Annotated in this window: 23 protein-coding genes; 11 read left to right on the top strand and 12 right to left on the bottom strand. The window is 71.1% G+C overall.

Going from position 1 to position 23415, the window contains the following annotated elements:
• Positions 1-4: 4 nt before the first annotated feature.
• The gene (locus EJ913_RS08365; protein ID WP_126996691.1) at positions 5-583 is read right to left on the bottom strand and encodes an RNA methyltransferase; all 579 of its coding nucleotides are present in this window, start codon (positions 581-583) and stop codon (positions 5-7) included.
• A 78-nt stretch (positions 584-661) separates the two neighbouring features.
• Between EJ913_RS08365 and EJ913_RS08360 the strand changes: the two genes are divergently transcribed.
• Complete coding sequence (locus EJ913_RS08360) at positions 662-1819, top strand: asparaginase (RefSeq protein ID WP_126996689.1); 1158 nt, start codon at positions 662-664, stop codon at positions 1817-1819.
• Between the two features lie 45 nt (positions 1820-1864).
• Here EJ913_RS08360 and EJ913_RS08355 read toward each other — a convergent pair whose 3' ends face one another.
• Complete coding sequence (locus EJ913_RS08355) at positions 1865-3613, bottom strand: hypothetical protein (RefSeq protein ID WP_126996687.1); 1749 nt, start codon at positions 3611-3613, stop codon at positions 1865-1867.
• Positions 3614-3763: 150 nt separating this feature from the next.
• Between EJ913_RS08355 and EJ913_RS08350 the strand changes: the two genes are divergently transcribed.
• Complete coding sequence (locus EJ913_RS08350) at positions 3764-3985, top strand: DUF1289 domain-containing protein (protein WP_126996685.1); 222 nt, start codon at positions 3764-3766, stop codon at positions 3983-3985.
• Here the strand turns inward: EJ913_RS08350 and EJ913_RS08345 are convergent.
• From EJ913_RS08345 to EJ913_RS08335, 3 genes are all read right to left on the bottom strand, one after another.
• A complete protein-coding gene (locus tag EJ913_RS08345) occupies positions 3969-4178 on the bottom strand; it encodes a hypothetical protein (protein ID WP_126996683.1) in 210 nt (69 codons plus the stop codon). The genes EJ913_RS08350 and EJ913_RS08345 overlap by 17 nt on opposite strands.
• Positions 4179-4262: 84 nt before the next feature.
• Positions 4263-4706, bottom strand: coding sequence for a PA2169 family four-helix-bundle protein (locus EJ913_RS08340; protein WP_126996681.1), 444 nt, complete (start codon positions 4704-4706; stop codon positions 4263-4265).
• A gap of 101 nt (positions 4707-4807) precedes the next feature.
• Positions 4808-6022: a YbfB/YjiJ family MFS transporter gene (locus EJ913_RS08335; protein ID WP_126997100.1), complete on the bottom strand. Its 1215-nt coding sequence runs from the start codon at positions 6020-6022 to the stop codon at positions 4808-4810.
• Between the two features lie 147 nt (positions 6023-6169).
• Here EJ913_RS08335 and EJ913_RS08330 point away from each other — a divergent pair, with 147 nt between their 5' ends.
• The 5 genes from EJ913_RS08330 (at position 6170) to EJ913_RS08310 (ending at position 10499) form a co-directional block, all read left to right on the top strand.
• Positions 6170-7102 (top strand): LysR family transcriptional regulator, encoded by a 933-nt coding sequence (locus tag EJ913_RS08330; protein ID WP_244939290.1) that lies wholly within the window; start codon positions 6170-6172, stop codon positions 7100-7102.
• A gap of 98 nt (positions 7103-7200) precedes the next feature.
• Positions 7201-7533, top strand: a complete 333-nt coding sequence (gene fdxA, locus EJ913_RS08325) for a ferredoxin FdxA (RefSeq protein ID WP_126996679.1) — start codon at positions 7201-7203, stop codon at positions 7531-7533.
• Positions 7534-7874: 341 nt separating this feature from the next.
• Positions 7875-8375, top strand: coding sequence for a CarD family transcriptional regulator (locus EJ913_RS08320; RefSeq protein WP_126996677.1), 501 nt, complete (start codon positions 7875-7877; stop codon positions 8373-8375).
• A gap of 157 nt (positions 8376-8532) precedes the next feature.
• The gene (locus EJ913_RS08315) at positions 8533-9369 is read left to right on the top strand and encodes a hypothetical protein (protein ID WP_185909716.1); all 837 of its coding nucleotides are present in this window, start codon (positions 8533-8535) and stop codon (positions 9367-9369) included.
• A 233-nt stretch (positions 9370-9602) separates the two neighbouring features.
• Positions 9603-10499, top strand: a complete 897-nt coding sequence (locus EJ913_RS08310) for an RNA polymerase factor sigma-32 (protein ID WP_126996675.1) — start codon at positions 9603-9605, stop codon at positions 10497-10499.
• A gap of 26 nt (positions 10500-10525) precedes the next feature.
• Here the strand turns inward: EJ913_RS08310 and EJ913_RS08305 are convergent, their stop codons facing one another.
• Entirely contained in the window at positions 10526-12460 is a 1935-nt protein-coding gene (locus EJ913_RS08305) for an adenylate/guanylate cyclase domain-containing protein (protein WP_244939289.1), read from the bottom strand.
• A gap of 151 nt (positions 12461-12611) precedes the next feature.
• A complete protein-coding gene (locus EJ913_RS08300; RefSeq protein WP_126996671.1) occupies positions 12612-14087 on the bottom strand; it encodes a M48 family metalloprotease in 1476 nt (491 codons plus the stop codon).
• 53 nt (positions 14088-14140) lie between these two features.
• Here EJ913_RS08300 and EJ913_RS08295 point away from each other — a divergent pair, with 53 nt between their 5' ends.
• The 3 genes from EJ913_RS08295 (at position 14141) to pip (ending at position 16870) form a co-directional block, all read left to right on the top strand.
• Positions 14141-15013: a thermonuclease family protein gene (locus EJ913_RS08295; RefSeq protein ID WP_126996669.1), complete on the top strand. Its 873-nt coding sequence runs from the start codon at positions 14141-14143 to the stop codon at positions 15011-15013.
• Complete coding sequence (locus tag EJ913_RS08290) at positions 15010-15834, top strand: c-type cytochrome (RefSeq protein WP_126996667.1); 825 nt, start codon at positions 15010-15012, stop codon at positions 15832-15834. The genes EJ913_RS08295 and EJ913_RS08290 overlap by 4 nt, the downstream gene beginning before the upstream one ends.
• An 85-nt stretch (positions 15835-15919) precedes the next feature.
• The gene (gene pip / locus EJ913_RS08285) at positions 15920-16870 is read left to right on the top strand and encodes a prolyl aminopeptidase (RefSeq protein WP_126996665.1); all 951 of its coding nucleotides are present in this window, start codon (positions 15920-15922) and stop codon (positions 16868-16870) included.
• Here pip and EJ913_RS08280 read toward each other — a convergent pair.
• Positions 16854-17741 (bottom strand): LysR family transcriptional regulator, encoded by an 888-nt coding sequence (locus EJ913_RS08280; RefSeq protein WP_126996663.1) that lies wholly within the window; start codon positions 17739-17741, stop codon positions 16854-16856. The genes pip and EJ913_RS08280 overlap by 17 nt on opposite strands.
• Before the next feature lie 118 nt (positions 17742-17859).
• On the opposite strand from EJ913_RS08280, the gene blaOXA reads away from it, so the two are divergent.
• Positions 17860-18729 (top strand): class D beta-lactamase, encoded by an 870-nt coding sequence (gene blaOXA, locus EJ913_RS08275; protein ID WP_126996661.1) that lies wholly within the window; start codon positions 17860-17862, stop codon positions 18727-18729.
• Positions 18730-18787: 58 nt separating this feature from the next.
• On the opposite strand, the gene EJ913_RS08270 is transcribed toward blaOXA, so the two are convergent.
• From EJ913_RS08270 to trpB, 4 genes are all read right to left on the bottom strand, one after another.
• Positions 18788-20116, bottom strand: coding sequence for a bifunctional folylpolyglutamate synthase/dihydrofolate synthase (locus EJ913_RS08270; RefSeq protein WP_425321107.1), 1329 nt, complete (start codon positions 20114-20116; stop codon positions 18788-18790).
• A gap of 34 nt (positions 20117-20150) precedes the next feature.
• Positions 20151-21086, bottom strand: a complete 936-nt coding sequence (gene accD / locus EJ913_RS08265) for an acetyl-CoA carboxylase, carboxyltransferase subunit beta (RefSeq protein ID WP_126996657.1) — start codon at positions 21084-21086, stop codon at positions 20151-20153.
• 187 nt (positions 21087-21273) lie between these two features.
• Positions 21274-22143, bottom strand: coding sequence for a tryptophan synthase subunit alpha (gene trpA / locus EJ913_RS08260; protein ID WP_211098912.1), 870 nt, complete (start codon positions 22141-22143; stop codon positions 21274-21276).
• Positions 22140-23357: a tryptophan synthase subunit beta gene (gene trpB, locus EJ913_RS08255; protein ID WP_126996655.1), complete on the bottom strand. Its 1218-nt coding sequence runs from the start codon at positions 23355-23357 to the stop codon at positions 22140-22142. Before trpB ends, trpA begins: the two co-directional genes overlap by 4 nt.
• Positions 23358-23415: the final 58 nt, after the last annotated feature.

Genomic DNA, 23415 nt, shown 5'->3' with positions numbered 1-23415 from the left:
GTGTTCAGTCCGTTTCGCCGACCGGCTTCGCTTCGCCCCGGATGCGGCGGCGGCGGTCGGCGTTGCGCATGATCTGCTTGCCATGCTTGTGCAGCGACGGGGCCTCCAGCGGGCCGCCGGGCCGCACCGGGCGCTCGGCGAAGCGGCCCAGCGAGATCATGCGATCGTACATCACCAGCGCGCCCGCCACCCCGACGTTGATGCAGAAGGCCATCGGGATCTTCACCACGAAATCGCAGCGGTCGATCAGCGGCTGCGACAGGCTGGCCCGCTCCGGCCCCAGCACATAGGCGGCGCGGGTCGGGTGGCGGAAGCTGGGCAGCTCGACCGCGTCGTCGGTCAGCTCGACCCCGACCAGGGCGCAGTCCTTGGGCAGCGTGAAATCGGCGACCCGGTCGTGGATGTAGAGCGGCAGGTGCATCGTCGCGCCCGACGTGTCCACCAGCTTGGTCTCCCGCAGATCGGGCTCCGGATCGATGGCGAAGAAGAAGGAGGCGCCGAAGGCGTGGGCGGTGCGCATCAGGTTGCCGACGTTGCCGGGCTTGCTGATCCGTTCGACGCCGATGGCGAAATAGCCGCGCATGGAGAGACCGTGCCGAAGAAGAGGGAGGAAACGGGCGGGAGCTTGCCTCGCGTCACCGGCGGAGGCAAGCTCGGCGCCATGACCCACGATCACTCCTCCTGCTGCGGCGGTCACGGCCACCACCATGACCACGATCACTCCCACGGCGCGGACGCCACCGGCGCCGCCGACCTGTCCGGCCCGGCCGAAAGCCCCATCGTCGTCGAGGTGACGCGCGGCGGCATGGTGGAATCCGTCCACCGCGCCCGTGCCTGCATCGTCGACGCCGGCGGCCATGTGCTGGCACGCTGGGGCGACATCGACGCGCCGGTCTACCCGCGCTCCGCCATCAAGGCGCTCCAGGCGATTCCGCTGGTGGAGAGCGGTGCGCTCGACGCCTTCGGGCTGGGCGACGCCGAACTGGCGCTGGCCTGCTCCTCCCACAGCGGCGAGCCGGTCCACACGGAGCGGGTCGCGGCGTGGATCGCGCGGGTCGGGTTGACGGTGGAGGATTTCGAATGCGGGGCGCAGATCCCCTACGATTCCGGGACCGCCGCCGGTCTGGTCCGCGACGGCGTGGCGCCGAGCGCGCTTCACAACAACTGCTCGGGCAAGCACGCCGGCTTCCTGACCACCGCCCGGCACCGGGGCGAGCCGACCAGGGGCTATGTCCGCTTCGACCACCCGGTGCAGCAGCGCATCCTGGGCGTGATGGAGCAGATGACCGGCCAGGACCTGTCCCGCGCGCCCTGGGGCATTGACGGCTGCTCGATCCCGACCGTCGGTGTCCCGCTCGGCGCCATCGCCTACGCCATGGCCCGCATCGCCGACCCGGTCGACCTGCCCGACGCGCGGGCCGAGGCGGTCACCCGGATCGCGGGAGCGTGGCGGGCGCACCCGCATCTGATCGCCGGCCGGAACCGCTTCGACACCGCGATGATGCAGGCGGCCGACGGTCTCGTGCTGGTGAAGGGCGGCGCCGAGGGCGTCGGCTGCGCCGTGCTGCCGGAGGCGGGGATCGGCATCGCGCTGAAGATCGAGGACGGCGGCGACCGCGCCCGCGAGGTCGCGCTGGCCGCCCTGATCCGGTCCACCAAGGTGCTGGGCGAGGAGCATTGGGCGCGTGCCGCCACGCTGCTGGAGGCGCCGATCACCAGCCGTGTCGGCCGCCCGGTGGGCGTGGTCCGCGCCGCCGGAGGGTTCCCGTCGCTCTTGGATCATCCAGACCAAGCGGGAGTGGAACTGTCAAGGCCGTGACAAGGGGGCAAACGTCGCCGCCCCCACGCCGTCCTCCCCAACGATTCAGCGCTTGCGCCGTCCGTCGAGTTCCAGCATCCCGCGCAACGCCGCGATGGTCTTGCTGAGGGGACTGGTGTCGCTGTCCGCTTCCGTCCGCTTCTTGCCAACCGGCGGCGTCACAGGCTCGGCCGGGGGAAACTCTTCGGCAACCTCGTCGCGGATCACGGGACCGGGCTTCGCCTTGCCGCCGGACCGCGTCGGCAGGACCGGTTGCGGGGGCGGCGTGTCGTCCTCGACCAGATCGCGCAGGGCCTTCATCGCCTCTTCGATCTCGCGTTCCTGGGAAGAGCGACGGGGCTTCGCCGCCTTGGCGGGCGTCCTGGCGTCGGGATCGTCCACACGGGGCAGGGGAGGAACCGCCGCCTCCGGCGTGTCCATCGCCTCCGGGGGCGGGACGGCGGCCGGCCTGGTCTTGCGGCGGACGGGGACGACTTTCGGTTCGGTCGCGGCGTCCTCGATCATCGACCGCAGCGCGGCCAGCGTTTTGTCGAAGCCCACATCCTCGTCGGCGGGCGAGGGCGTTGCGGACGCCGCGCGTCCCAGCCGTGGCGGTGGTGGAGCGGGCTTTTCGGGATCGCGGATGGTGAAGGCGAGGATGTCCGCGTCGGCCGGTTCCGCATCGTCATGGTCCTCGGGCTGGTCGTCCTCGGTCGAATCCTCGTCGAAATCGTCGCGGACCAGCGCCCGGTACGAGAAGACCGGGGTTTCGGCGGGGTCGTCTTCCGGCTCGTCGTCCTCTTCCCGGTCCTTCGGGTCGTCCAGCGCTTGCGCGAAGCCGGCGGCACGGGTGTCGTTGGCCGCGCTCCGGACCGGAGGGGCCGGCGGCTCGTCGTCGCCCGCCAGATCGGCGTCGGCGAAGAAGCGGCGCATGGCGGCCAGGGTCTCGTCGAGCGGCGCGTCGTTCTTCAGGAGATCCTCGTCCTGGTCCTCGTCCTGGTCCTCGTCTTCCTCGTCCGCAATGGCGGCTCCCCCTTCCTGCCGGGCGGCCATGTCGGCCAGCGACACCGGTTCCCAGAGAGGGGAGGCGTCCGTGTCGGCGGGACCGTCGGCGGCGAGATCCTCCAGCGGGCGGAAACTTTTGGCGGTAACGGGCGGCGGTGTCCAGGCCGGGGCGGCGGGACGCTCCGGTTCCATGTCCGGCTCGTCCCAGCCGGTGTCGGCCAGTTCGTCGTCGTCGGCATCGCTGTCCGCCGCTCCGGCGTCGGCCCAACTGGTGACGGACGGGCGCGGTTCCGGAGCGACGAAAGGCTTGAAGGCGGGCAAGGGAGGGAAATCGTCCAAGCCCGTTCTATCCAAGCCCGGCTCATCATCATCCGGCCCGTCATCGTCCGGCTTGTCGTCGTCCAGCTTGCCGCCGTCCCACCGGTCATTGACCGGTCTTTTGCCGATCGGCTTGTCTCCCACCTCGTCGTTCGACCGGCTCCAGAGCGGCGGGGGGCGGTACGCCTCCTCGGCCTTGTCCGGGCCGCGCACCGACGCCAACAAGCCTTGCAGGGCGGCCAGGGAAGCGTCGAAGGAGGGTTCGGCGGGAGCTTCCGTCACGCGGTCGCGGTGGACATCCTCCCGTGGCGCCGGGCGGCTCTCGGTGTCGCGGGAATCGCAGCGCGAGCAGCGGTAATGCGGAGCGATCGACAGGACCGGGTAGTTCGGCCCGAAGCGCCGCACCAGCAGGGCGCGCGGCAAGGCGCCGCCATGCCCGCAGGAGCAGCAGCGCAGTTGCACATCGACGTCGATATCGCGGAGGAACAGCATGCGGGCCATGGCCGCAGTATAGGGCTTTCCCAGCCGATTCCCAAGGGGTTGAGCCCATATCCCCGACTTGTCGCAGCGCCGCCGCGCTGGCATGGTCGGCGGCAGCGGCGCGCCCGGCCGCCCACGCCCGGCATCGAGAGAGTTTCCGGCATGACCATCGACGAATCGACGGTCCCGTCGCCCTGCGTGCGCCAATGCACGCTGAACGACGACGACGTCTGCCTGGGCTGCTTCCGCAGCCTGGACGAGATCAAGGACTGGAGCGGGCTGGACGCGCCCGCCAAGCGCGCGGTGCTGGCCGAGGCCGGCCGGCGCCGCGCCGGGATTCCGGCGCCGCGCTGGAACTGGACGGCGCTCAGGCCGCGCGGGTGATCGTCAGGCCGAGGCTGGCGAGGCTGGCGCTGAAGTCCTGGAACTTGCGCAGGTAGCGCTGCCGGTAATCGTTGAAGTCGGCGGCGATGGCCGCGTCGGCGTCCGCCGACTTGGCGAACTCGGCGACGCGGTGCGCGTTTTCCACCCGGTACAGCGCGAAGGCGCCCTGGGTGGTCAGATCGTCGGCAATCATCGGAACGTCCTTCGGAGGAGCGGAAAGCGGTTGAGCCCTCAGCCTACGCCCGCCACCGGAGGACGGCAATGCTGCGCCGCAGCATCAGGCCGCGACCCCGCGCAACGCCGCCATGCGGTCACGGTCGACCCGGATGCGGTCGAGGTGCTGCGCCACCACCGCGACGATGGGCAGCGGGAGATCCTTGGCCAGCGCCACGTCGTAGAGGCGGATGCATTCGTCCTCGCCGCGCTCCACCTCGGTCAGGATGGCCGCGCGGTCGTGGCCCATGACCGCCGCCTTCAGACCCAGGAAGAAGCGGTGCGCGCCGCCCATCATGGTGCCGCCCATGTCCGGGGCGCCGCCCTGCTCGGCGACGAGGCGCTGGACCTCGCGGACGATGGCGCCGCGCTGGGACGCCAGATCGTTGAACAGCGTCTTGAGGTCCTCCTCCTCGGCGCTTTCGGCGGCCTGCCGGTAGCCCTCGTGGCTGTCCTCGACGATCCGGATCAGGTCGTTGAGCGTGTCGACGATCTCGTTCTTTTCCATGACGGCTGCCCTCCCTGCGCGCTGCCCCACCGCAGGCACAACCTCCGTCCCCGGCGAATGTTCCCGGACGGCGCGGAAGCGTCCGGACTGGAAAGCGCGTCTTACGGGACCGGCGCCGCCGGCAGGGAGGCTCGGCTCTCCGTTTGCCGACCGGCGATCCAGGCGCCGACCGCCAGCAGAACGCCGCCCGCGACCACGGCGGCGGCGGCGCCGATCAGGGCGGAATCGAAGCTGCCGGTCCGCGACACCACCATCCCGGCGGGCAGCGGTCCGATGATCTGGCCCAGCCCGTAGACGGCGGTCAGCGTGCCGACGACCCGCGCCGAGGCTCCCCCCGACAGGGCGCGGCCCAGCGCGAAGGACTGCGCGACGATGCCGACGAAGGTCGCCCCGAACAGCAGCGCCGAGACCACCGCCGCCGTCGGCGACCCGGTCATCGGCAGCAGGATGGAGACTGTCTGCGCGGCGTGGGCGAGGATCAGCGCGCCCCACGACCCGATCCGCCTAGCGACCGCCGCCCAGAACACGCCGGCCCCCATGGCGCCCAGCCCGACGACCATCCAGGCGGCCTCGCCCAGCGCCGCCGTGTCCGGGTTGGTCTTCAGGATCGACACCAGGAAGGTGCCCGACACGATGTAGCCGCCGCCCTCCAGGAAATAGGCGGCGGTCAGCAGCAGCAGCGGCGCCGACAGGGCGGCGGCCTTGGCGGGCGGCGCGGCGCCGGCCGTGTGGGCGGTCGGACGGGCGACGGGCGGCGGGTCGGTGACCCAGAGGGCGGGCAGCACCCCCAGCACCGCGCAGATCGCCCCCAGCGCCAGCCAGTCGCCGTCCCAGCCCAGCCGTCCGCCGGCCAGCGCCACGAACAACCCGGAGGAAGCGATGCCGGTCCCGACCCCGGTGTAGAGCCAGCCCGCCCAGCGCTCGCCCTGGGCGCGGGCCAGCGTGTCGAGCGCCATGGCGATGCCGAGGATGAAGATCCCGGCGCTCGCCACGCCCGAGACGAAGCGCAGCACGCTCCAGGCCGGCATGGCCTCTGCGGCGTTGCCGAAATCGAGGCCCATCGCCGCCGTGGTGGCGACGCTGAAGAGCAGGCAGACCCGGAAGACGGTGGTCCGTACAACCCCGTGCGGCACCAGCCCGGCCCCCAGCGCGCCGATGAAATAGCCCAGGTAGTTCAGCGAGGCGAGGAAGCCCGCCCCGTCGGTGCCCAGCCCGGTCGCGGCCTGCATCGCCGGCAGGATCGGGGTGAAGGCGAAGCGCGCCACCCCCATGGCGATGGCGAGCGCGATGACGCCGCCGATCAGCACGCGAAACATGGTCGTCACGCCTCTCGCGAAGAATTCCCGTTTGTTTTGCCAACCATCATGGCCGGGATGGAGCGGTCATTTCCAATGAATTGTCCTGATGCTAAGCTCCACTTCCAGTGATGGGTGCCATGCGCGGCGCGCGGGCGGACAGAGGGGATGGACTCTATGGATCTGGCGGGATTGCGCGTGGTCAAGGCGGTGGCCGACACCGGCAGCGTCAGCCGCGCCGCGGAGACGCTGCACTGCGTCCAGTCCAACGTAACGGCGCGGGTCAAGCGGCTGGAGGAGGATCTGGGCGTCGACCTGTTCCGCCGGATGAGCCGGGGCATGGTGCCGACCCCGGCCGGGCGGGTGCTGGCCGACTACGCCGACCGCGTGCTGCGGCTGGTGGCCCAGGCGCGCGACGCGGTGACGGACGCCGCCGGGCGCGGCGGGCGGCTGACCATCGGCACCATGGAATCGACGGCGGCGGTGCGGCTGCCGCCGATCCTGGCGCGTTTCCACGCCGACCACCCCGACGTGGAACTGACCGTCGCCCCCGGCCCGACCGAGACCCTGCTGACCGATCTGCTGGCCGGACGCCTCGACGGCGCCTTCGTCGGCGGCGCGGTCGACCACCCCGACCTGTCCGGGATCCCCGTCTTCGACGAGGAACTGGTGCTGGTCGAAGCGGCGGGCGGTGCGACCGGCGACGGGGCGCGGCGCACGCTGCTGGGCTTCGCGCGGACCTGCGCCTACCGCGGCCGGGCGGAGGCGGCGATGCGCGAGGCCGGGCGCGTGCCGTTCCGGGTGATGGAATTCGGCGCGCTCGACGCCATATTGGGGTGCGTGGGGGCCGGCATGGGCGTCACCGTCATGCCGCGTTCGGTGGTGGAGCGGGAGCCGTGGCGCGGCCGGCTGTCGTGGAGCGCCCTGCCGGGATCGCTCGGGCGCATGCCGACCCTGTTCGTGCGGCGGACCGACTCCGTCGAGACCGCCAGCCTGCGGGCCTTCCTGGCCGCCGTCTCACGGGATGGCGAGGCGGAGTTCCCCGCGACGCAAGCGCCCACAGAACGCACGGGGTTGAACGGCTTGAAGACGGCGTGCTAGGCAGGCGCGGGTTGGCAATCCGGCTCGGGTGCGGCCATCCGGCGCGAGGCACGCGTCCGGAGAGCGAAGGACCGGCCGGAACAGCGGAGAAGAGAATCATGCCCTACGTCGTCACCGACGAATGCATCAAGTGCAAGTACACCGACTGCGTCGAGGTCTGCCCCGTGGATTGCTTCTACGAGGGTGAGAACATGCTGGTCATCCACCCGGACGAATGCATCGACTGCGGCGTGTGCGAGCCCGAATGCCCGGCCGAGGCGATCTTCCCCGACACCGACGACCGCGCGGCCAAGTGGCTGGAGATGAACCGGGATTACGCCGGCCAATGGCCCAACCTGACGCGCAAGAAGGACGCCATGCCCGACGCCGACAGCTTCAAGGGCATGCCGGGCAAGATGGAGAAATACTTCTCCCCCAAGCCGGGCAAGTGACCCGGCCCCGGTGAAGCGGACTCGGAGTCGCGGCGTTTCCGAGAGCTTGGCCTGAATTTGTTGCCATGCAAAATGGACGGGTCGGCCATGGCCGGGCGGCGGATAAAACCGTCCGCCCCGCCGCGCGTTCCCTTTGTAACTCGACCGTAATATCGGTATACTCGGCGCCCGGAGCCGGCCTTCGCGCCATTGCCGGTACTCCCATCGCTGCAAGGACTCGTGACTGTCGTGATCGTCGTGGACCTCCATCCCACGGCGCCATGGTCGTCTGAGGGTCTTTTTTCGTCCCTTCCACCGGGACGGCAAAATGGCGTGATCGCGAGAAGTGAGAGCCAACCCACATGTCGAACAAGCTTGACTTCGAAGCCGGCGACTTCGTCGTTTACCCGGCTCATGGCGTCGGTCGGGTCGAAGGGATCGAAACCCACAGCATTGCTGGCCTTGAGGTTCAGCTCTACGCGATCACGTTCGAAAAAGAGCGCATGACTCTCAAGGTTCCGGTCGGCAAGGCCAAGAACTCCGGCCTGCGCCGCCTGTCCACCAAGGACCGGATCAAGGTCGCGCTGGAGACGTTGCAGGGCCGTTCGCGCGTGCGCCGCACCATGTGGAGCCGCCGCGCCCAGGAATACGAGGCCAAGATCAATTCGGGCGACCCGGTGTCGATCGCCGAGGTGGTGCGCGACCTGTACCGCGGCGCCGACCAGTCCGACCAGTCCTACAGCGAGCGTCAGATCTACCAGGCCGCGCTGGAGCGTCTGGCCCGCGAACTCGCCGCCGTCGAGAAGATCGACGAGACCAAGGCGACCGAGCGTCTGGAATCGGTCCTGTCCAAGGCCGCCTGATCCGGTCCTCCTGGGTTTATCCTGGAGAAAGCGCGGCCGCATCCTTTGGCCGCGCCCCCGATCCGCCAGCGATCCGGTTTTCAGCTTTGTTTCCCTTGCGTGACACGCCTACACTCCGGCCCCGACCTCGGACCGGAGTGTAGGCGTGCGTTCTCGCGTGGCTGACCAGCAAAAGACCGCCGACAGCCGCTTCGCCGTCCTGGGACGGCCTCGCCATGTCTGGGCCGTCGGGGCGATCCACGCCCAGCCCGACCATCTCGACGCCATGCACCGCGCCATCGCCCAAGGCTTCCGGCCCGGCGACCGGCTGGTCTATCTCGGCAACATGATCGGCCATGGCGACCGGGTGGCGGACACCATCGACCGCCTGCTCGACTTCCGCCGCGCCCTGCTCAGCCTGCGCGGCATGCTGGCCACCGACATCGTCTATCTGCGCGGCGCGCAGGAGGAGATGTGGCAGAAACTGCTGCAACTCCATTTCGCCCCCGATCCCCGGCAGGTTCTCGACTGGATGCTGCGCCAAGGCGTCGGCGCGACGCTGGCCGCCTATGGCGGATTGCCCGAGTCCGGCATGGCGGCGGCGCGCGGCGGCACCATGATGCTGGGGCGCTGGACGCGGGAGCTGCGGCAGGCGGTGCTGGCGCGGCCGGGGCACGAGGCGCTGTTCAACGCGCTGCGCCGCGCCGCCTACACCGGCGACGCCGACGTGGAAACCCGGGAAGGCGGGCTTCTGCTGGTCAGCGCCGGCATCGACCCGGCCCGGCCGCTGGGCCAGCAGGGCGACGCCTTCTGGTGGGGCGGTAGCGGCTTCGCGCGGCTGGCCGAGCCCTACGGGGTCTTCCGGCGGCTGGTGCGCGGGTTCGACCCGGCCCGCCAGGGCGTGGCGTCCGGGCCGGTCGGACTGACGCTGGACGGCGGCTGCGGCTTTGGGGGGCACCTCGTCTGCGCCCGTCTTGATTCTTCCGGGGAGCTTCTGGATCTTTTCCAAGTCTGATCCATATTCTGACCTCAAGCGGACCGAATGGTGTTTTCACCACCTCCGCCCTGATTCCCGTCCTTTCCTGTGATCCGATCGACTCTGATTTGCGTATCTCTACGCAACAGGGCGCGGCGATGCCTGTTGTCTTCCCCGAACACCGATCTTTGGGGGCGGGCGGCAGCCGGCGAAGACCCGATGGAAAACGATCCAAGGAACATGATGCCGCCCAGACGGGAAGGAAGGGACGGATGGCTTACATCGACGATCCGGAGACTCAGCGTGCGAATCTGAGCTTCATCAAGGCGTCCATGCGCGAACCTCTGCTGTCGCGCGATCACGAATTCGATCTCGCCCGCAAATGGCGGGAAGCGGGCGACGAACGCGCCCTGCACGAGCTGGTCCGGGCCTACACCCGGCTGGTCATCGCCACCGCGTCGCGCTTCCGCAATTACGGCCTGCCGATGGGCGATCTGGTCCAGGAGGGCAACGTCGGCCTGATGCAGGCCGCCGCCCGCTTCGAGGCGGACCGCGAGGTGCGCTTCTCCACCTACGCGGCGTGGTGGATCCGCTCGGCCATGCAGGACTACATCCTGCGCAACTGGTCCATCGTGCGGACCGGCACCACCGCCGCGCAGAAATCGCTGTTCTTCAACCTGCGCCGCCTGCGCGCCAAGATCGACGCGGCTTCGCAGAACGGCAGCGGCAACCGCCTGACCCGCGAGGGCCGCGAGTGGATCGCGGGCGAACTCAAGGTCGACGTGACCGAGGTCGAGGCGATGGAGATGCGGCTGTCCGGCTCCGACCAGTCGCTGAACACCCCCGTCGCCGACGGGTCGGACGACGATTGGCAGGATTTCCTGGCCGACCAGCGCCCGTCCCCCGAGGACGTCGTCATCGGCATGCGCGACGCCGACACCCGGTCGCAATGGCTGGCCGAGGCCTTGGGCGAGCTGTCGCCGCGCGAGCGCACCATCATCCGGGAACGCCGCCTCCGCGAGGAGGGCGCCACCCTGGAGGAGCTGGGCCGCGAACTGGGCGTCAGCAAGGAGCGGGTGCGCCAGTTGGAGCACCGCGCGCTTCAGAAGTTGCGTCAATCGATGTTGAAGCGGGTCGAGGATTTCGACGACCTGCTGGTCGAGGCGTAAGCCGCCCGGCCATTCCCACAGGGTCCTTACACAGCCGATGAATCCGCTTCCGACTCCGCCTGCACCCCGGTTCCGGGGCGCGGCGCGGGGCTGGACGCCGGCTCTCCACTCTCCTTCAGCGCTTCCACCACCACGGCCGGGACGACCATGCGCCACAGCTCGGTGGTGCCGGTGCGCCCGCGCAGGGACCGGCCGCCCTGGCGGACGAGCGGCGCCGCGTTGCCGCCCTTGGCGGCGGTGACACCGCTGGTCAGGACGATCACCTCGGCGTCGCCCTGCAGCGCGGCCGACAGCTCCTCGATGCGCGCGGCGACGTTCACCGTGTCGCCGACGATGGTGTAGTTGATCCGGCTGGCCGACCCGATGTTGCCGACCACCACCGTGCCGCTGTGCAGGCCGATCCGCACATGGATCGGCGGCTGTCCGGCGGCGACGCGGCGGCGGTTGTCGGCGCACACCGCGTGGTGGATGGCGTGGGCGGCGCGCAGCGCGCGGGCCGCGTGGTCCTGCTGCGCCTCGGGCGCGCCCCAGAAGGCCATCAGCGAATCGCCGATGAACTTGTCCACCGTGCCGCCCTCCGCCTCGATGCAGGCGGCGAGCAGGGTGAAATGCTCGTTCAGCAAAGCGGCGGTGTCGGCGGCGCTCCTGTGCTCGGCCATGCGGGAGAAGCCGCGGATGTCGGTGAACATCACCGTCACCTCGCGCTGCACCGAGGCCAGCCCGCCGCTGCCCCCACCATCGCCGCCATCGCCGGGCAGCCCCTCGCGCTGGCGCATCAGCCGCAGCACCAGCGCCTTGGGCACATAGGTCTCGAACCAGCGCAGGCCGGCGACCATGGCGTTGAAGGCGCTGGCCGCGCGCGCCATCTCGCGCAGGCGCGAATCGGGTAGGTCGGCGATGTCGCGGAACTCGAAGGCGCGGACGCGGTCGGCGGCCTCGGCCAGCCGCGCGACCTGCCGGCTGATCTTGCGCCCGACGTAGAGCGCCACCGCGACCGAGACCAGCAGGATCGCCAGCCCGACCAGCCCGGTCTTGTAGAGCCGGCGGATCTCGCCGTTGACCTCCCCGTCGCGGAAGCCGATGCCGATGATCCAGTCCTGCTGGCCGTAGCCGGCCATGCTGCGCATCAGGAACAGGTAGTCGTCGCCCATGACGCTGACGGCCTTGCCCTCGACGCGCTTCTTGAGGGACTGCACCGGCGTGCCGGCGGTCCACAGCGCGGCCAGCGCCGGGTCGTCCACCTGATCGACGCGCGGCAGCGGCGGGCCGTCCGGCTTGTTGGAGAAGTCGAAGCTGCGGCCGACCAGAGCCGGGTGGGCCAGCACATGGGTGCGGTCGTAGAGCACGAAGGCGTTCAGCCCCTGCTCGACGTAGAGCAGCGACAGGAAGCGCGACAGGTCGCCCAGCGACACGCCGACCACGACCTGCCCCAGATAGCGCCCGTCGCGCCGCACCGGCTGGTAGAGCGAGATGAAGCTGTTCGACGCCTCCTTGGACCAGCGCGGGTCGATCCAGACGGCGGCGCTGCGGTTGGGGCCGTCGAGCAGCTCGGGCGGGATGTCGCCCTCGCCCTGGAGGTCGAAGGCGCCGGCCTGGAGCCCGCCGTTCAGCCGCGCGGCCCGCACCCCGGTCAGGTCGGGGCGGATGAACGCGACTCCGGTCACGTCGGGCGCCGCCGCCAGCGCGCCGCGCAGCGTGACCGCCAGCATCGCCGGATCGGTGGGGTCGAGGTCGGCGCGCTCGATCAGCCCGGCGACGAAGCGGGCCATGTCGCGGGCGGGATCCAATTGGTGGCGGACGCGGATCTCGACGCTGGCCAGCGCCAGATCGGCCTTGTCGTTCAGCAGGGCGAAGGTGTTGGTCCCGGCGCTGACCAGCCCCAGCACCAGGACGCTGGCCACCGCCAGCAGCATCAGCGACCCGAAGCCGGCGACCAGCACCGCCGCGATCGGCAGCCGCAAGCGTTTCCGGGCCGCCGCCCGTGCGCGGACCGGCGGGGGCGCTGAGGGGGTGTCGAGCATGATGGCCGGCAGGGTACCACGCGCGACGGCGGGAGCAACCGTTCCGCGCCTGAAAAAGCGAAGTCCGCGCGGGGACGATCCGGGGAGGCGGTCAGTCGCCTTCGATCACCTTGACCTTCTGGCCGGGCGCCAGCGGCGTGCCCGGCGGCAGGTCGTTGATGATCCGGAACAACTCCTCGCCGTAGGGTTCCTGTGGCATGCGGCGGACGAAGCCTTCCACGCTGTCGCCGGGCTGGACGGCGACGACGCGGATGCGGCGCGGCTGGAGCTGCGCGGCCTCCTGGCGGGTCAACCGGTGGAAGCTGTTGGCCGTCGCCTGGAACGCGCGGTCGGCGCGGGCCAGCGAGCCGGTCGGCGCCAGGAAGGTGAAGCGGTAGATCGTGTCGTTGTCGAAACGAATGGCGACCAGCCGGATGTCGGCGGTGGATCCGTCGATCTCGCCCCGGGTCACGGCGGTCGCGGCGGGCAGGCCGCCGATGGTGGTGGTCTGGGCATCCCGCAGGGTCGCGCCCTTGGCCCAGACCCGTGTCAGGTAATCGGCGGGGTCGCGCACCCCGGACGCGGGCGCGCCGTCGAAGGACAGCGCGGTGCCGTCGCGGCCCTTGGCGATCACCTGATCGGCCCCGTTCAGCAGGCTGTACCCATCCGGAACCGAAAAGGCGATGCCGAGCCCCGGATGGGCGAAGTTCCGGCCACGGACGAAGCCGTTCTCCGGGCTGTCGCCGTAGATCATGCCGTCCACGGCGGCGAGGTAGGGGTCGCGCGGCCGGGCGCCGGGGGGACGGGCGCGGGCCAGATCGGCGGCGCGGCGCACGCGGTCCTCCGTCTGCGGGTGGCTGGCGAAGAAGTCGAAGCCGTCGTCGCCCCGCTTGCCGGCGCGCAGCCCGTCATACTGGGTGTCGCGGCGCAGGGTCTCCAGAAAGGTCGCCATGGCGAAGGGGTCGTAGCCGGCGCGCTCCAGCGTGGTGACCCCCAACTGGTCGGCCTCCAGCTCCTGCTCGCGCGAATAACCGGCGGTCAGCGCGGTGCCGCCAAGGCCGGCCAACTGCCCCAGCGTCTCGTCGCCCAGCACCAGCCCGACCCCGGCGGCCAGCAGGTCGGTGATGGTCTGCCGGGTCTGGCGGCGGGAGGAATGGCGGGCGGTGACGTGGCCGATCTCGTGGGCCAGCACCCCGGCCACCTCCGCCTCGTCCTTGGCGAGCGCCAGCAGCCCGCGCGTGACGTAGACGTAGCCGCCGGGCAGGGCGAAGGCGTTGACCACCTCGCTGTCCAGCACGGTGAAGGTCCAGGGATCGCGCGCCCGCTCGGTGGTGGCGGCCAGCTTGCGGCCGAGCCGATCGACGTAGCCCTGCACCCGCGCGTCCTTCACCGCCCCGCCGAACTGCGACAGGATCTTGGGGTGCTCCTGGGCGCCGATGGCCTGCTCGTCGCCGTCGAACAGCCCGGCCTGGGCGGGCGCGACGGGCGCCGCCGCCAGCCACAGCGCGGCGAGCGCGGCGGCGGCGGAGCGGCGGAGGGAACGGCCGGGGGTGCGGCCAGGGTTGCGGTTGCGTGTGAAGCTCGGCATACCGGTCAGAACCCCGCCGGACGGCGGTTGTTCCAAGGCTTTGCCCACCCGCCATGCCCGTCCCGTTCCGTTTCCTGTGCCTGCCGCTGTTCGGCCTGCTCCTGTCCGCCGCCGCCCCGGCGGAGCGCTGGCGCGTGGTCGCGGTGCCCGATGGCGACACGCTGGAACTGGAGGACGGTCGGCGCGTCCGGCTGGCCGGAATCGAGGCCGCCAAGCCGCCGCGCAGCGCCGACCCCGGCGACGGCCGGCGCTGGCCGCTGGCCGAGGCGGCGACGGCGGCCCTGTCGGAACTGGCGCTCGGCCGCGTGGTGATGCCGCGCCCCAACGCCGGTGGGGAGGCCATACCGGACCGGCACGGGCGCCCGATGGCGCAGCTGATGCGCGAGGACGGGGTTTGGCTCCAGGGGGAGATGCTGGCGCGCGGCCACGCCCGCGTCCACACCCGGCCCGACGCGCGGGGCTTCGCGCGCGAGATGCTGGCGGCCGAGGAGACGGCGCGGGCGCGGAACCGGGGGCTGTGGCGGACCCGAATCTACGCCGTGCGCGGCACCGACCCGGCCACGCTGGCCCGCGACCGTGACAGCTTCCAGATCGTCGAGGGGCGGGTGCTGCACGTCTCCAAGGCGGGCGGCGAGGCCTATCTGGATTTCGGCGAGGACTGGCGCACCGACACGACGATCCACATCCCGCGCGCGGTGATGCGCGACTTCGGCAAGGCCGGCATCGACCCGCTGTCCTACGAGGGGCGGCGCATCCGCGTGCGGGGCTGGATCGGCCTGCGCAGCGGCCCCATGATCGCCATCACCCACCCCGAACAGATCGAGCGGCTGGAGGACGGGCCGTCTCCCGGCACCGCCGACCCGACGCCGCGTTCCGACCCTCCGGCCCCGGAAGCCGGCCCAGACGACGAGGACGAGTCCGAATGATCGCGCGCCTGTTGACCCTCTTCTGCCTGATCGTCGCCGTTCCGGCCTGGGCCGGCGGGCCGGAGCTGACCGTCTCCATCGGCGGCGTCGAGCGGCGCTTCGACCGCGACGCGCTGCTGGCCCGGCCGGACGCGGTGACGGTGGACATCCCGGCCGACATGTCCTACGGCGGCCCGATGCGCTACCGCGCCGTTCCGCTGGCGAGCCTGATCGGCCGCGACGCCTTCCCGCCCGACGCGGTGCTGGAGGGCGTCGCCTCCGACGGATTCGCCGCGACCCTGCCGCCGGAGCTGTGCCTGCGCACCGGCGAGGACGGGTCGGTCGCCTTCCTGGCGGTGGAGCCGGCCGACCGGCCCTGGCCGCCGCTGCCCGGCAAGGCGGTCTCGGCCGGTCCCTTCTACCTCGTCTGGGTGCGGCCGGAGGCCTCGGGGGTGACCAGCGAGCAATGGCCCTACCAGCTCGCCCGCCTCGTCAGCGCCGACGACCCGCTGAAGCGCTGGCCGCAGCTGGCGGTGGACGCCGCTTTGCCCGCCGACTCGCCGGTCCGGGCCGGTCAGGCGGTGTTCGTCGCCCAATGCCTGGCCTGCCACCGGCTGAACGGCGCCGGCAGCGCCGAGGTCGGGCCGGACCTGAACCGGCCGATGAATCCGACCGAATACCTCACCCCCGCCGGGCTGGAGCGGCTGATCCGCGACCCGCGCGCGGTGCGCTCCTGGCCGGAGCAGCGGATGCCCGGCTTCGACGCGACGATGCTGAGCGACGCCGACCTCGGACGGGTCGTCGCCTATCTCGGGCACATGGCGGGGCGAAAGAGCAACTGAACGTCGTTGAATGGGGTCTTTCCACTCTGGCGCAACGTGGCACCGCTCCCTTACACTTCGCCACCGCACCACAGGACCGACGGCCATGCCCCGCAGCGAATTCTATCCGCCCATCGATCCCTACCAGAGCGGCACCATCGCCGTGGACGGGATCCACACGGTCTATTGGGAGCAGGCGGGCAACCCGCGCGGGGTGCCGGTGATGTTCCTGCACGGGGGGCCTGGGGCCGGCGCCTCGCCGACGCACCGCCGCTTCTTCGATCCCGCCCATTACCGCATCGTCGTGATGGACCAGCGCGGCGCCGGCCGCTCCACCCCGCTGGGCGAAACGCGCGAGAACACCACCGAACGGCTGGTCGAGGACATCGAGACCCTGCGCCGCCATCTGGGGATCGAGCGCTGGCACCTGTTCGGCGGTTCCTGGGGCTCGACCCTGGCGCTGGCCTACGCCCAGACCCACCCGGAGCGCTGCCTGGGGCTGATCCTGCGCGGCATCTTCCTGATGCGGAAGAGCGAGATCGACTGGTTCCTCTATTCGATGCGCGTGCTGTTCCCCGAGGCATGGAGCGCCTTCGCCGCCCACATCCCGGAGGACGAGCGCGGCGATCTGCTGGAAGCCTATTGGAAGCGGCTCGACTCGCCCGACCGCTTCGTCCGCATGGCGGCGGCGCGGGTGTGGAGCGTCTACGAGGGAAGCTGCTCGTCCCTGCTGCCCTCGCCCGAGCTGATCGCGGCCAGCGGCGAGGACACCCACGCGCTGGGGCTGGCGCGGATCGAGGCGCATTACTTCCGCTCCAACCGCTTCGAGCCGGAGGACAAGCTGCTGCGCGACGTCCACCGCATCCGCCACCTGCCGGGCGCCATCGTGCAGGGGCGCTACGACGTGGTGTGCCCGCCGGTCTCGGCCGACGAGCTGCACCGGGCGTGGCCGGAGGCCGATTACCGCATCGTTCCCGATGCCGGCCATTCGGCGATGGAGCCGGGCATCCGCGCCGCCCTGGTCCAGGCGACGGAGCGCTTCAAGGAGTACCGCTGAGCGGTCGCTCGCCTTCCACGCGGAGCCACGTGCGGAAGGCGCGCATAGCGCCGGTGAGCGGCCTGGATTTCAGCCAGGTCAGCCAGTAGCCGCCCAGCCGCACCTCGGCGGCGAAGGGCCGGCGGATGCGGCCGGCCTCCAGATGGCGGGCGAACATCAGGGGCGGCGCCAGCGCGACGCCGTCGCCCTGGACCGCCGTCTCCACCATCATCCAGGACGAATCGAAGACGATCCCCTTGATCGGCGGCGCCGGCAACCCGGCGGCCTCGAACCAGCGCGGCCATTCGTCGGAGCGGTAGGAGCGCAGCAACGTTTCGCGCAGCAGGTCGGCCGGTTCGGACAGCCGCGCGGCGATCTCCGGCGCGCAGAGCGGCGACAGCGGGGCGTCGAACAGCGGGTCGGCGTCCATCCCATGCCACGCCCCGTCGCCGAAGCGGATCGCGCAGTCCAGCCCCTCGGCGGCGAGGTCGACGCGGTTGTTGTTGGTCATCAGCCGCAGATCGATGAAGGGGTGCGTCCCGGTGAAGCCGCGCAGGCGGGGCAGCAGCCAGCCGACCGCGAAGGTCCCGACCACGCCCACCGTCAGCACCTCGCGCACATGGCCGGTCTCGAAGCGGTCGAGCAGCTCGCCGATGCGGTCGAAGGACTCGCGCAGCACCGGCAGCAGCGCCAGCCCCTCGTCGGTCAGGGCGAGGCCGCGAGGCAGGCGGCGGAACAGCACCGCGCCCAGCCGTTGCTCCAGCGTCTTCACCTGATGGCTGACCGCCGCCTGGGTCACGCACAGCTCGATGGCCGCCTTGGTGAAGCTCTGGTGGCGGGCCGACGCCTCGAAGGCGCGCAGCGCGTTCAGCGGCAGATGCGTGCGGACCATCTCGGGGAACGGCTCCTCATGCCCAAATTTTTCTAGGGACTCGCCCGATGTATCATCGTTTGTGAGGCGTCTTCCAGCGCCGTATTCCTGCCGCCAGCCACAAACGAGGAGGAACGGCATGGCGATCGATCGGCGGGTCTTCACAAAAGGAATTTGCATCGGGCTGGGCGCGGCCGCGCTGGGCGGCCCTTTCGGCGCGCTGGCGGCCACCCCGGCTAAACAGGCGGACAAGCAGGCGGGCAAGCAGCCGGATGGGCGGATCGTCTGCTCGGTCGTGCTCGACGCGGCGACGGGCGCGGTGCTGTTCCGCGACGGTCCCTGCGCCGACCGCGTCACCCCCGTCTCGACCTTCAAGATCCCACTGGCCCTGATGGGCTTCGACGCCGGCATCCTGACCGGCGCGCACGAACCGGTGTGGGACCACCCGCGCGACCAGACCCTCAGCGAGCGCGAGCGGCAGGCGACCGACCCGACCATCTGGGAACGCGATTCCATCGTCTGGTACTCGCAGGAACTGACGCGGCGGCTCGGCATGGCGCGGTTCCAGGATTACGTGAACCGGCTCGGCTACGGCAACCGCGACCTGTCCGGCAACCCCGGCAAGAAGGACGGGCTGACCCGGTCCTGGCTGATGTCGTCGCTGGCGATCTCGCCGGACGAGCAGGTGGCGTTCCTGCGGCGGATGCTCGACCGCAAGCTTCCGGTGTCGGCGCGGTCGCAGGAGATGACCGCCGCGATCCTCCCGCAATTCTCCGCCGAGGATGGCTGGACCGTATGGGGCAAGACCGGCAGCGGCTGGCGGCGCAACGCCGACGGCACCCCCGACCGCAGCCGCCCGCAGGGCTGGTTCGTGGGCTGGGCCGAGCGGAGCGGCGGTCGCGTCGTCTTCGCCCGGCTGGAGATCGGCGACCGCCCATCGGACACCCCGAGCGGCATGGCGGCGCGCGCGGCGCTGCTCGCGGAGCTACCGGGGATGGCGCGGCAGTAAGCGGCGATCGGTCGATGGAACTGGATGGGGCGGGGGCAAGCGTCCGTCGATGGAACGCTCAACCGTTCTCCGCCAGCACCGAACCGGCGAGGTAGAGCGACCCGCAGATCAGCACGCGGGCCGGTCCCGTCCGCACTTGCGTCAACCCGGCCAGCGCGGCGGCCACGCTTGGCGTGGCGGCGCTGTCCTGGATGCCGCAGGTGCGCCCGGCCTCGGCCGATTCCTCGGCGGTCAGGGAGGCTTCCTCGCCGGGAATCGCCACGCTGCGCAGGGCGTGGGCGAAGGGCGCCAGCGGGGCCAGGAACTCGTAAGGGTCCTTGCTGGCCAGCATGCCGTAGATCAGCAGCAGCGGACGCTCGCCATCCCTGTCGGCGTCGGCGGCGGACCAGTCCACCGCCTGCCGGGCCAGAACCTCGCCCGCCGAATCGTTGTGCCCGCCGTCCAGCCACAGCTCCCAATCGGGGGGCAGGCCGTCGGCCAGCGGCCCGCGCGTCAGCCGTTGCAGCCGCGCCGGCCATTCGACCGAGGTCAGCCCCCGGCGGATCGCCGCCTCGTCCACCGCCAGGGGCAGATGGTCGAGGCAGGCCAGCGCCAGCCCGGCGTTGCCGATCTGGTGCGCGCCGGCCAATCCCGGCATCGGCAGGTCGAGCCGGCGCTTGGCGCTCTCGAAGCGGAAGCCGCCGGGCTGCGGCGTGGCGGTCCAGGGCCGGATGGGCGCGCCGATGGCGGCGGCGCGCAAAGTCAGCGCGTTGAGCGCCTCGGCGGCGGGCTGCTCGGCCATCACCACGGGCACGCCGGGCTTGAAGATGCCGGCCTTCTCGCCGGCGATCTCGGTCAGCGTCTCGCCGAGGAACTGGCGGTGGTCGGAGGAGATGCGGGTGATCGCGGTGACCGCCGGGCGGTCGATCACGTTGGTCGCGTCCAGCCGCCCGCCCAAGCCCGTCTCCAGCAGCACGACGTCGGCCGGCACGCGCGAGAAGGCGAGGAAGGCGGCGACCGTCGTCACCTCGAAGAAGGTGATCGGGCCGCCGGCGTTGGCGGCCTCGCATTCCTCCAGCAGGGCCGCCAGATGGTCGTCGTCGATCAGCCGCCCGGCCAGCCGGATGCGCTCGTGGAACCGCACCAGATGCGGCGAGGTGTAGACGTGCACCCGGTGCCCCGCCGCCTCCAGGAACGCGCGCAGGAAGGCGACGGTCGAGCCCTTGCCGTTGGTGCCGGCGACGTGGACCACCGGCGGCAGGCGCCGCTCCGGATGGCCGAGCGCCGCCAGCAGCCGGTGGACCCGGTCGAGCGACAGGTCGATGACCTTGGGATGAAGGCCCTTCAACCGCTCCAGCACGGGGTCGGAACGGACGGGGGCGGTCGTCGGGTCGGTCATGCGCGCCATCGCTTCGGCTCGGGGTGTCGGACGGCTTGGGGGATCAGACGGGACCGGGCTGGGCGACGGTCTCCACCTCGGCCACCGGGACGGCGGACAGGTCGAGGTCGTCGGGCTCGGGCTGGCCCCGAGTCGGCTGGGTCAGCAGGTCGATGACGCGGGTCAGCGTGCCGCGCAGGTCGCGGCGGTGGACCACCATGTCGACCATGCCGTGCTCCAGCAGGTATTCGGAGCGCTGGAAGCCTTCCGGCAGGGTCTCGCGGATCGTGCTCTCGATCACGCGGGCGCCGGCGAAGCCGATCTGCGCGCCCTTCTCGGCGATGTGGACGTCGCCCAGCATCGCGAAGGAGGCGGTGACGCCGCCGGTGGTCGGGTCGGTCAGCACGACGATGTAGGGAAGCCCGGCCTCCTTGACCATCTCCACCGCGATGGTGGTGCGCGGCATCTGCATCAGGGACAGGATGCCCTCCTGCATGCGCGCCCCGCCCGAGGCCGGGACGACGATCAGCGGCGCGTTCTTCGCGACGGCCAGCTTGGCGGCGGTCAGCAGCCCCTCGCCGACGGCGATGCCCATCGACCCGCCCATGAAGCCGAAGTCGAAGGCGGCGACCACGGCCGGCAGCCCGCCGATCCGGCCATCGCCGACGACGATGGCGTCGGTGCGGCCGGTCTTGGTCTGCGCCTCCTTCAGGCGGTCGGTGTAGCGCTTCTGATCGCGGAACTTCAGCGGGTCGGCGACCGATTTCGGCAGCTCGACGCCCTCGTAGGCGCCGTCGTCAAAGATCGACTCGAGCCGCTTGATCGGGTCGAGCCGCATGTGGAAGCCGCAGTGCTGGCAGACGTGCAGGTTCTCTTCCAGCTCGCGGTGGAACAGCATCGCCTCGCAGCTCGGGCATTTGTGCCAGAGGTTGTCGGGGACTTCCTTGCGGGCGTAGAGCGCGCGGATCTTCGGACGGACGTAGTTGGTGAGCCAGTTCATGGAACGCCTTTCAACGGCACGGCGATGCGCGGAAGCGCGTTGGCAAGCCCCGCCGCATCCAGCATTCGGTCGGATCGGGTCGCCGTGAGCGATCGTGTTTGCGGGTGTCGTAATGCTCTTTGAGGCGCTTGTAAACCGTCCGGCCCGAATCGGCGCGCGGTTGGGGCCGGACGGTTCGCGTGTTTGCCTAGGCCCGCGCCCCGCGCACGCCCTCGGCCAGCGTGCGGACGAAGCCCAGCACGTCCTCGACCGCGCCGGGCCGCGCCTTGCCGCCTTCGTCCAGCCCATCGGCCAGACGGGTCACGATGGCCGAGCCGACCACCGCCGCGTCGGCGACGCGGGCGACGTCGGCCGCCTGTTCGGGCGTGCGGATGCCGAAGCCGACCGCGACCGGCAGGGCGGTGTGGCGCTTCAGCCGCTCCACCGCCGCGTCGATGGCGGTGTTGGCGGCGCTGGCGGTGCCGGTGATGCCGGCGATCGACACGTAGTAGATGAAGCCGGACGTGTTGGTCAGCACCGCCGGCAGGCGCCGGTCGTCGGTGGTCGGCGTCGTCAGGCGAACGAAGCTGACCCCGGCCTTCAGCGCCGGAATGCACAGCTCGTCATCCTCCTCGGGCGGCAGGTCGACGATGATCAGGCCGTCCACCCCGGCCTCCTTGCCGTCGGCCAGGAAGCGGTCCACCCCGTAGCTGTCGATGGGGTTGAAATAGCCCATCAGGATGATCGGGGTGTCGGAGTCCTTGGCGCGGAAGGTCCGCACCAGCTCCAGCGTCTTGCGCACCGTCATGCCGCCGGCCAGCGCCCGCAGGGAGGAGGCCTGGATCGCCGGGCCGTCGGCCATCGGGTCGGTGAAGGGCACGCCCAGCTCGATCAGGTCGGCGCCCGCCCCCGGCAGCCCGTCGAGCAGGGCCTGGCAGGTCGTGGCGTCGGGGTCACCGGCCGTGACGAAGGCGATCAGGCCGGCGCGGCCCTCCGCCTTCAGCGCGGCGAAGCGGCGGGCGATGCGGCCGTCGGCGATGGGATCGACCGTGCGATCGGCGATGAGGTCGGCACTCACAGGGAAACTCCCAAATGCTGGGCGACGGAGAAGATGTCCTTGTCGCCGCGGCCCGACAGGCACAGCACCATCAGGTGGTCCTTGGGCAGGGTCGGCGCGCGCTTGATGACCTCGGCCAGCCCATGCGCCGATTCCAGCGCCGGGATGATGCCCTCGGTGCGGGCGCAGAGCTGGAAGGCGTCGAGCGCCTCCTGGTCGGTGGCGGCGGAATACTCGACCCGGCCGACGTCGTGCAGCCAGCTGTGCTCCGGACCGACGCCGGGGTAGTCGAGCCCGGCGGAGATCGAGTGGCCCTCCAGGATCTGGCCGTCCTCGTCCTGCAACAGGTAGGTGCGGTTGCCGTGCAGCACGCCGGGGCGCCCGCCGTTGATCGAGGCGGCGTGGTCGAGCGGCCCCTTCTCGATGCCGCGTCCGGCGGCCTCGACCGCGACCATGCCGACGGTCGGCTCGTCGAGGAAGTCGTGGAACAGGCCGATGGCGTTCGACCCGCCGCCGACGCAGGCGACCAGCGAGTCGGGCAGCCGGCCTTCCAGCTCCTGCATCTGCGCGCGGACCTCCTTGCCGATGACCGACTGGAAGTCGCGGACCATGGCGGGGTAGGGGTGCGGGCCGGCGGCGGTGCCGATGATGTAGAAGGTGTCGGCGACGTTGGTGACCCAGTCGCGCAGCGCCTCGTTCATCGCGTCCTTCAGCGTCTTCGCGCCCGAGGTGACGGCGCGCACCTCCGCCCCCAGCAGCTTCATGCGGAAGACGTTGGGCGCCTGCCGGGCGATGTCGGTCTCGCCCATGTAGATGACGCAGGGCATGTTGTAGAGCGCGCAGACGGTCGCGGTCGCCACGCCGTGCTGGCCGGCGCCGGTCTCGGCGATGATGCGGGTCTTGCCCATGCGCCGGGCCAGCAGGATCTGGCCGACGCAGTTGTTGATCTTGTGCGCGCCGGTGTGGTTCAGCTCCTCGCGCTTGAAGTAGATCTTGGCGCCGCCGAGCAGCTCCGTCAGGCGTTCCGCGTGATAGAGCGGGTTCGGGCGGCCGACATACTGCTTGAGCTGCTGGCGCATCTCGCCCTCGAAGGCGGGATCGGCGCGGGCCTCGCGGTAGGCCTTTTCCACGTCGAGGATCAGCGGCATCAGCGTCTCGGCGACGAAGCGCCCGCCATAGATGCCGAAATGCCCGCGTTCGTCGGGACCGGAACGGTAGGTGTTGGGTCTGCTCATCGTCTGCGAACCGCCTGAAGCGAGGGTGACGCGCCGTCAAAGGCGCCACCATAACGGT

This window comes from Azospirillum doebereinerae (genome assembly GCF_003989665.1).
GTDB lineage: Bacteria > Pseudomonadota > Alphaproteobacteria > Azospirillales > Azospirillaceae > Azospirillum > Azospirillum doebereinerae.
This window is presented reverse-complemented; position numbering and strand designations above follow the sequence as displayed.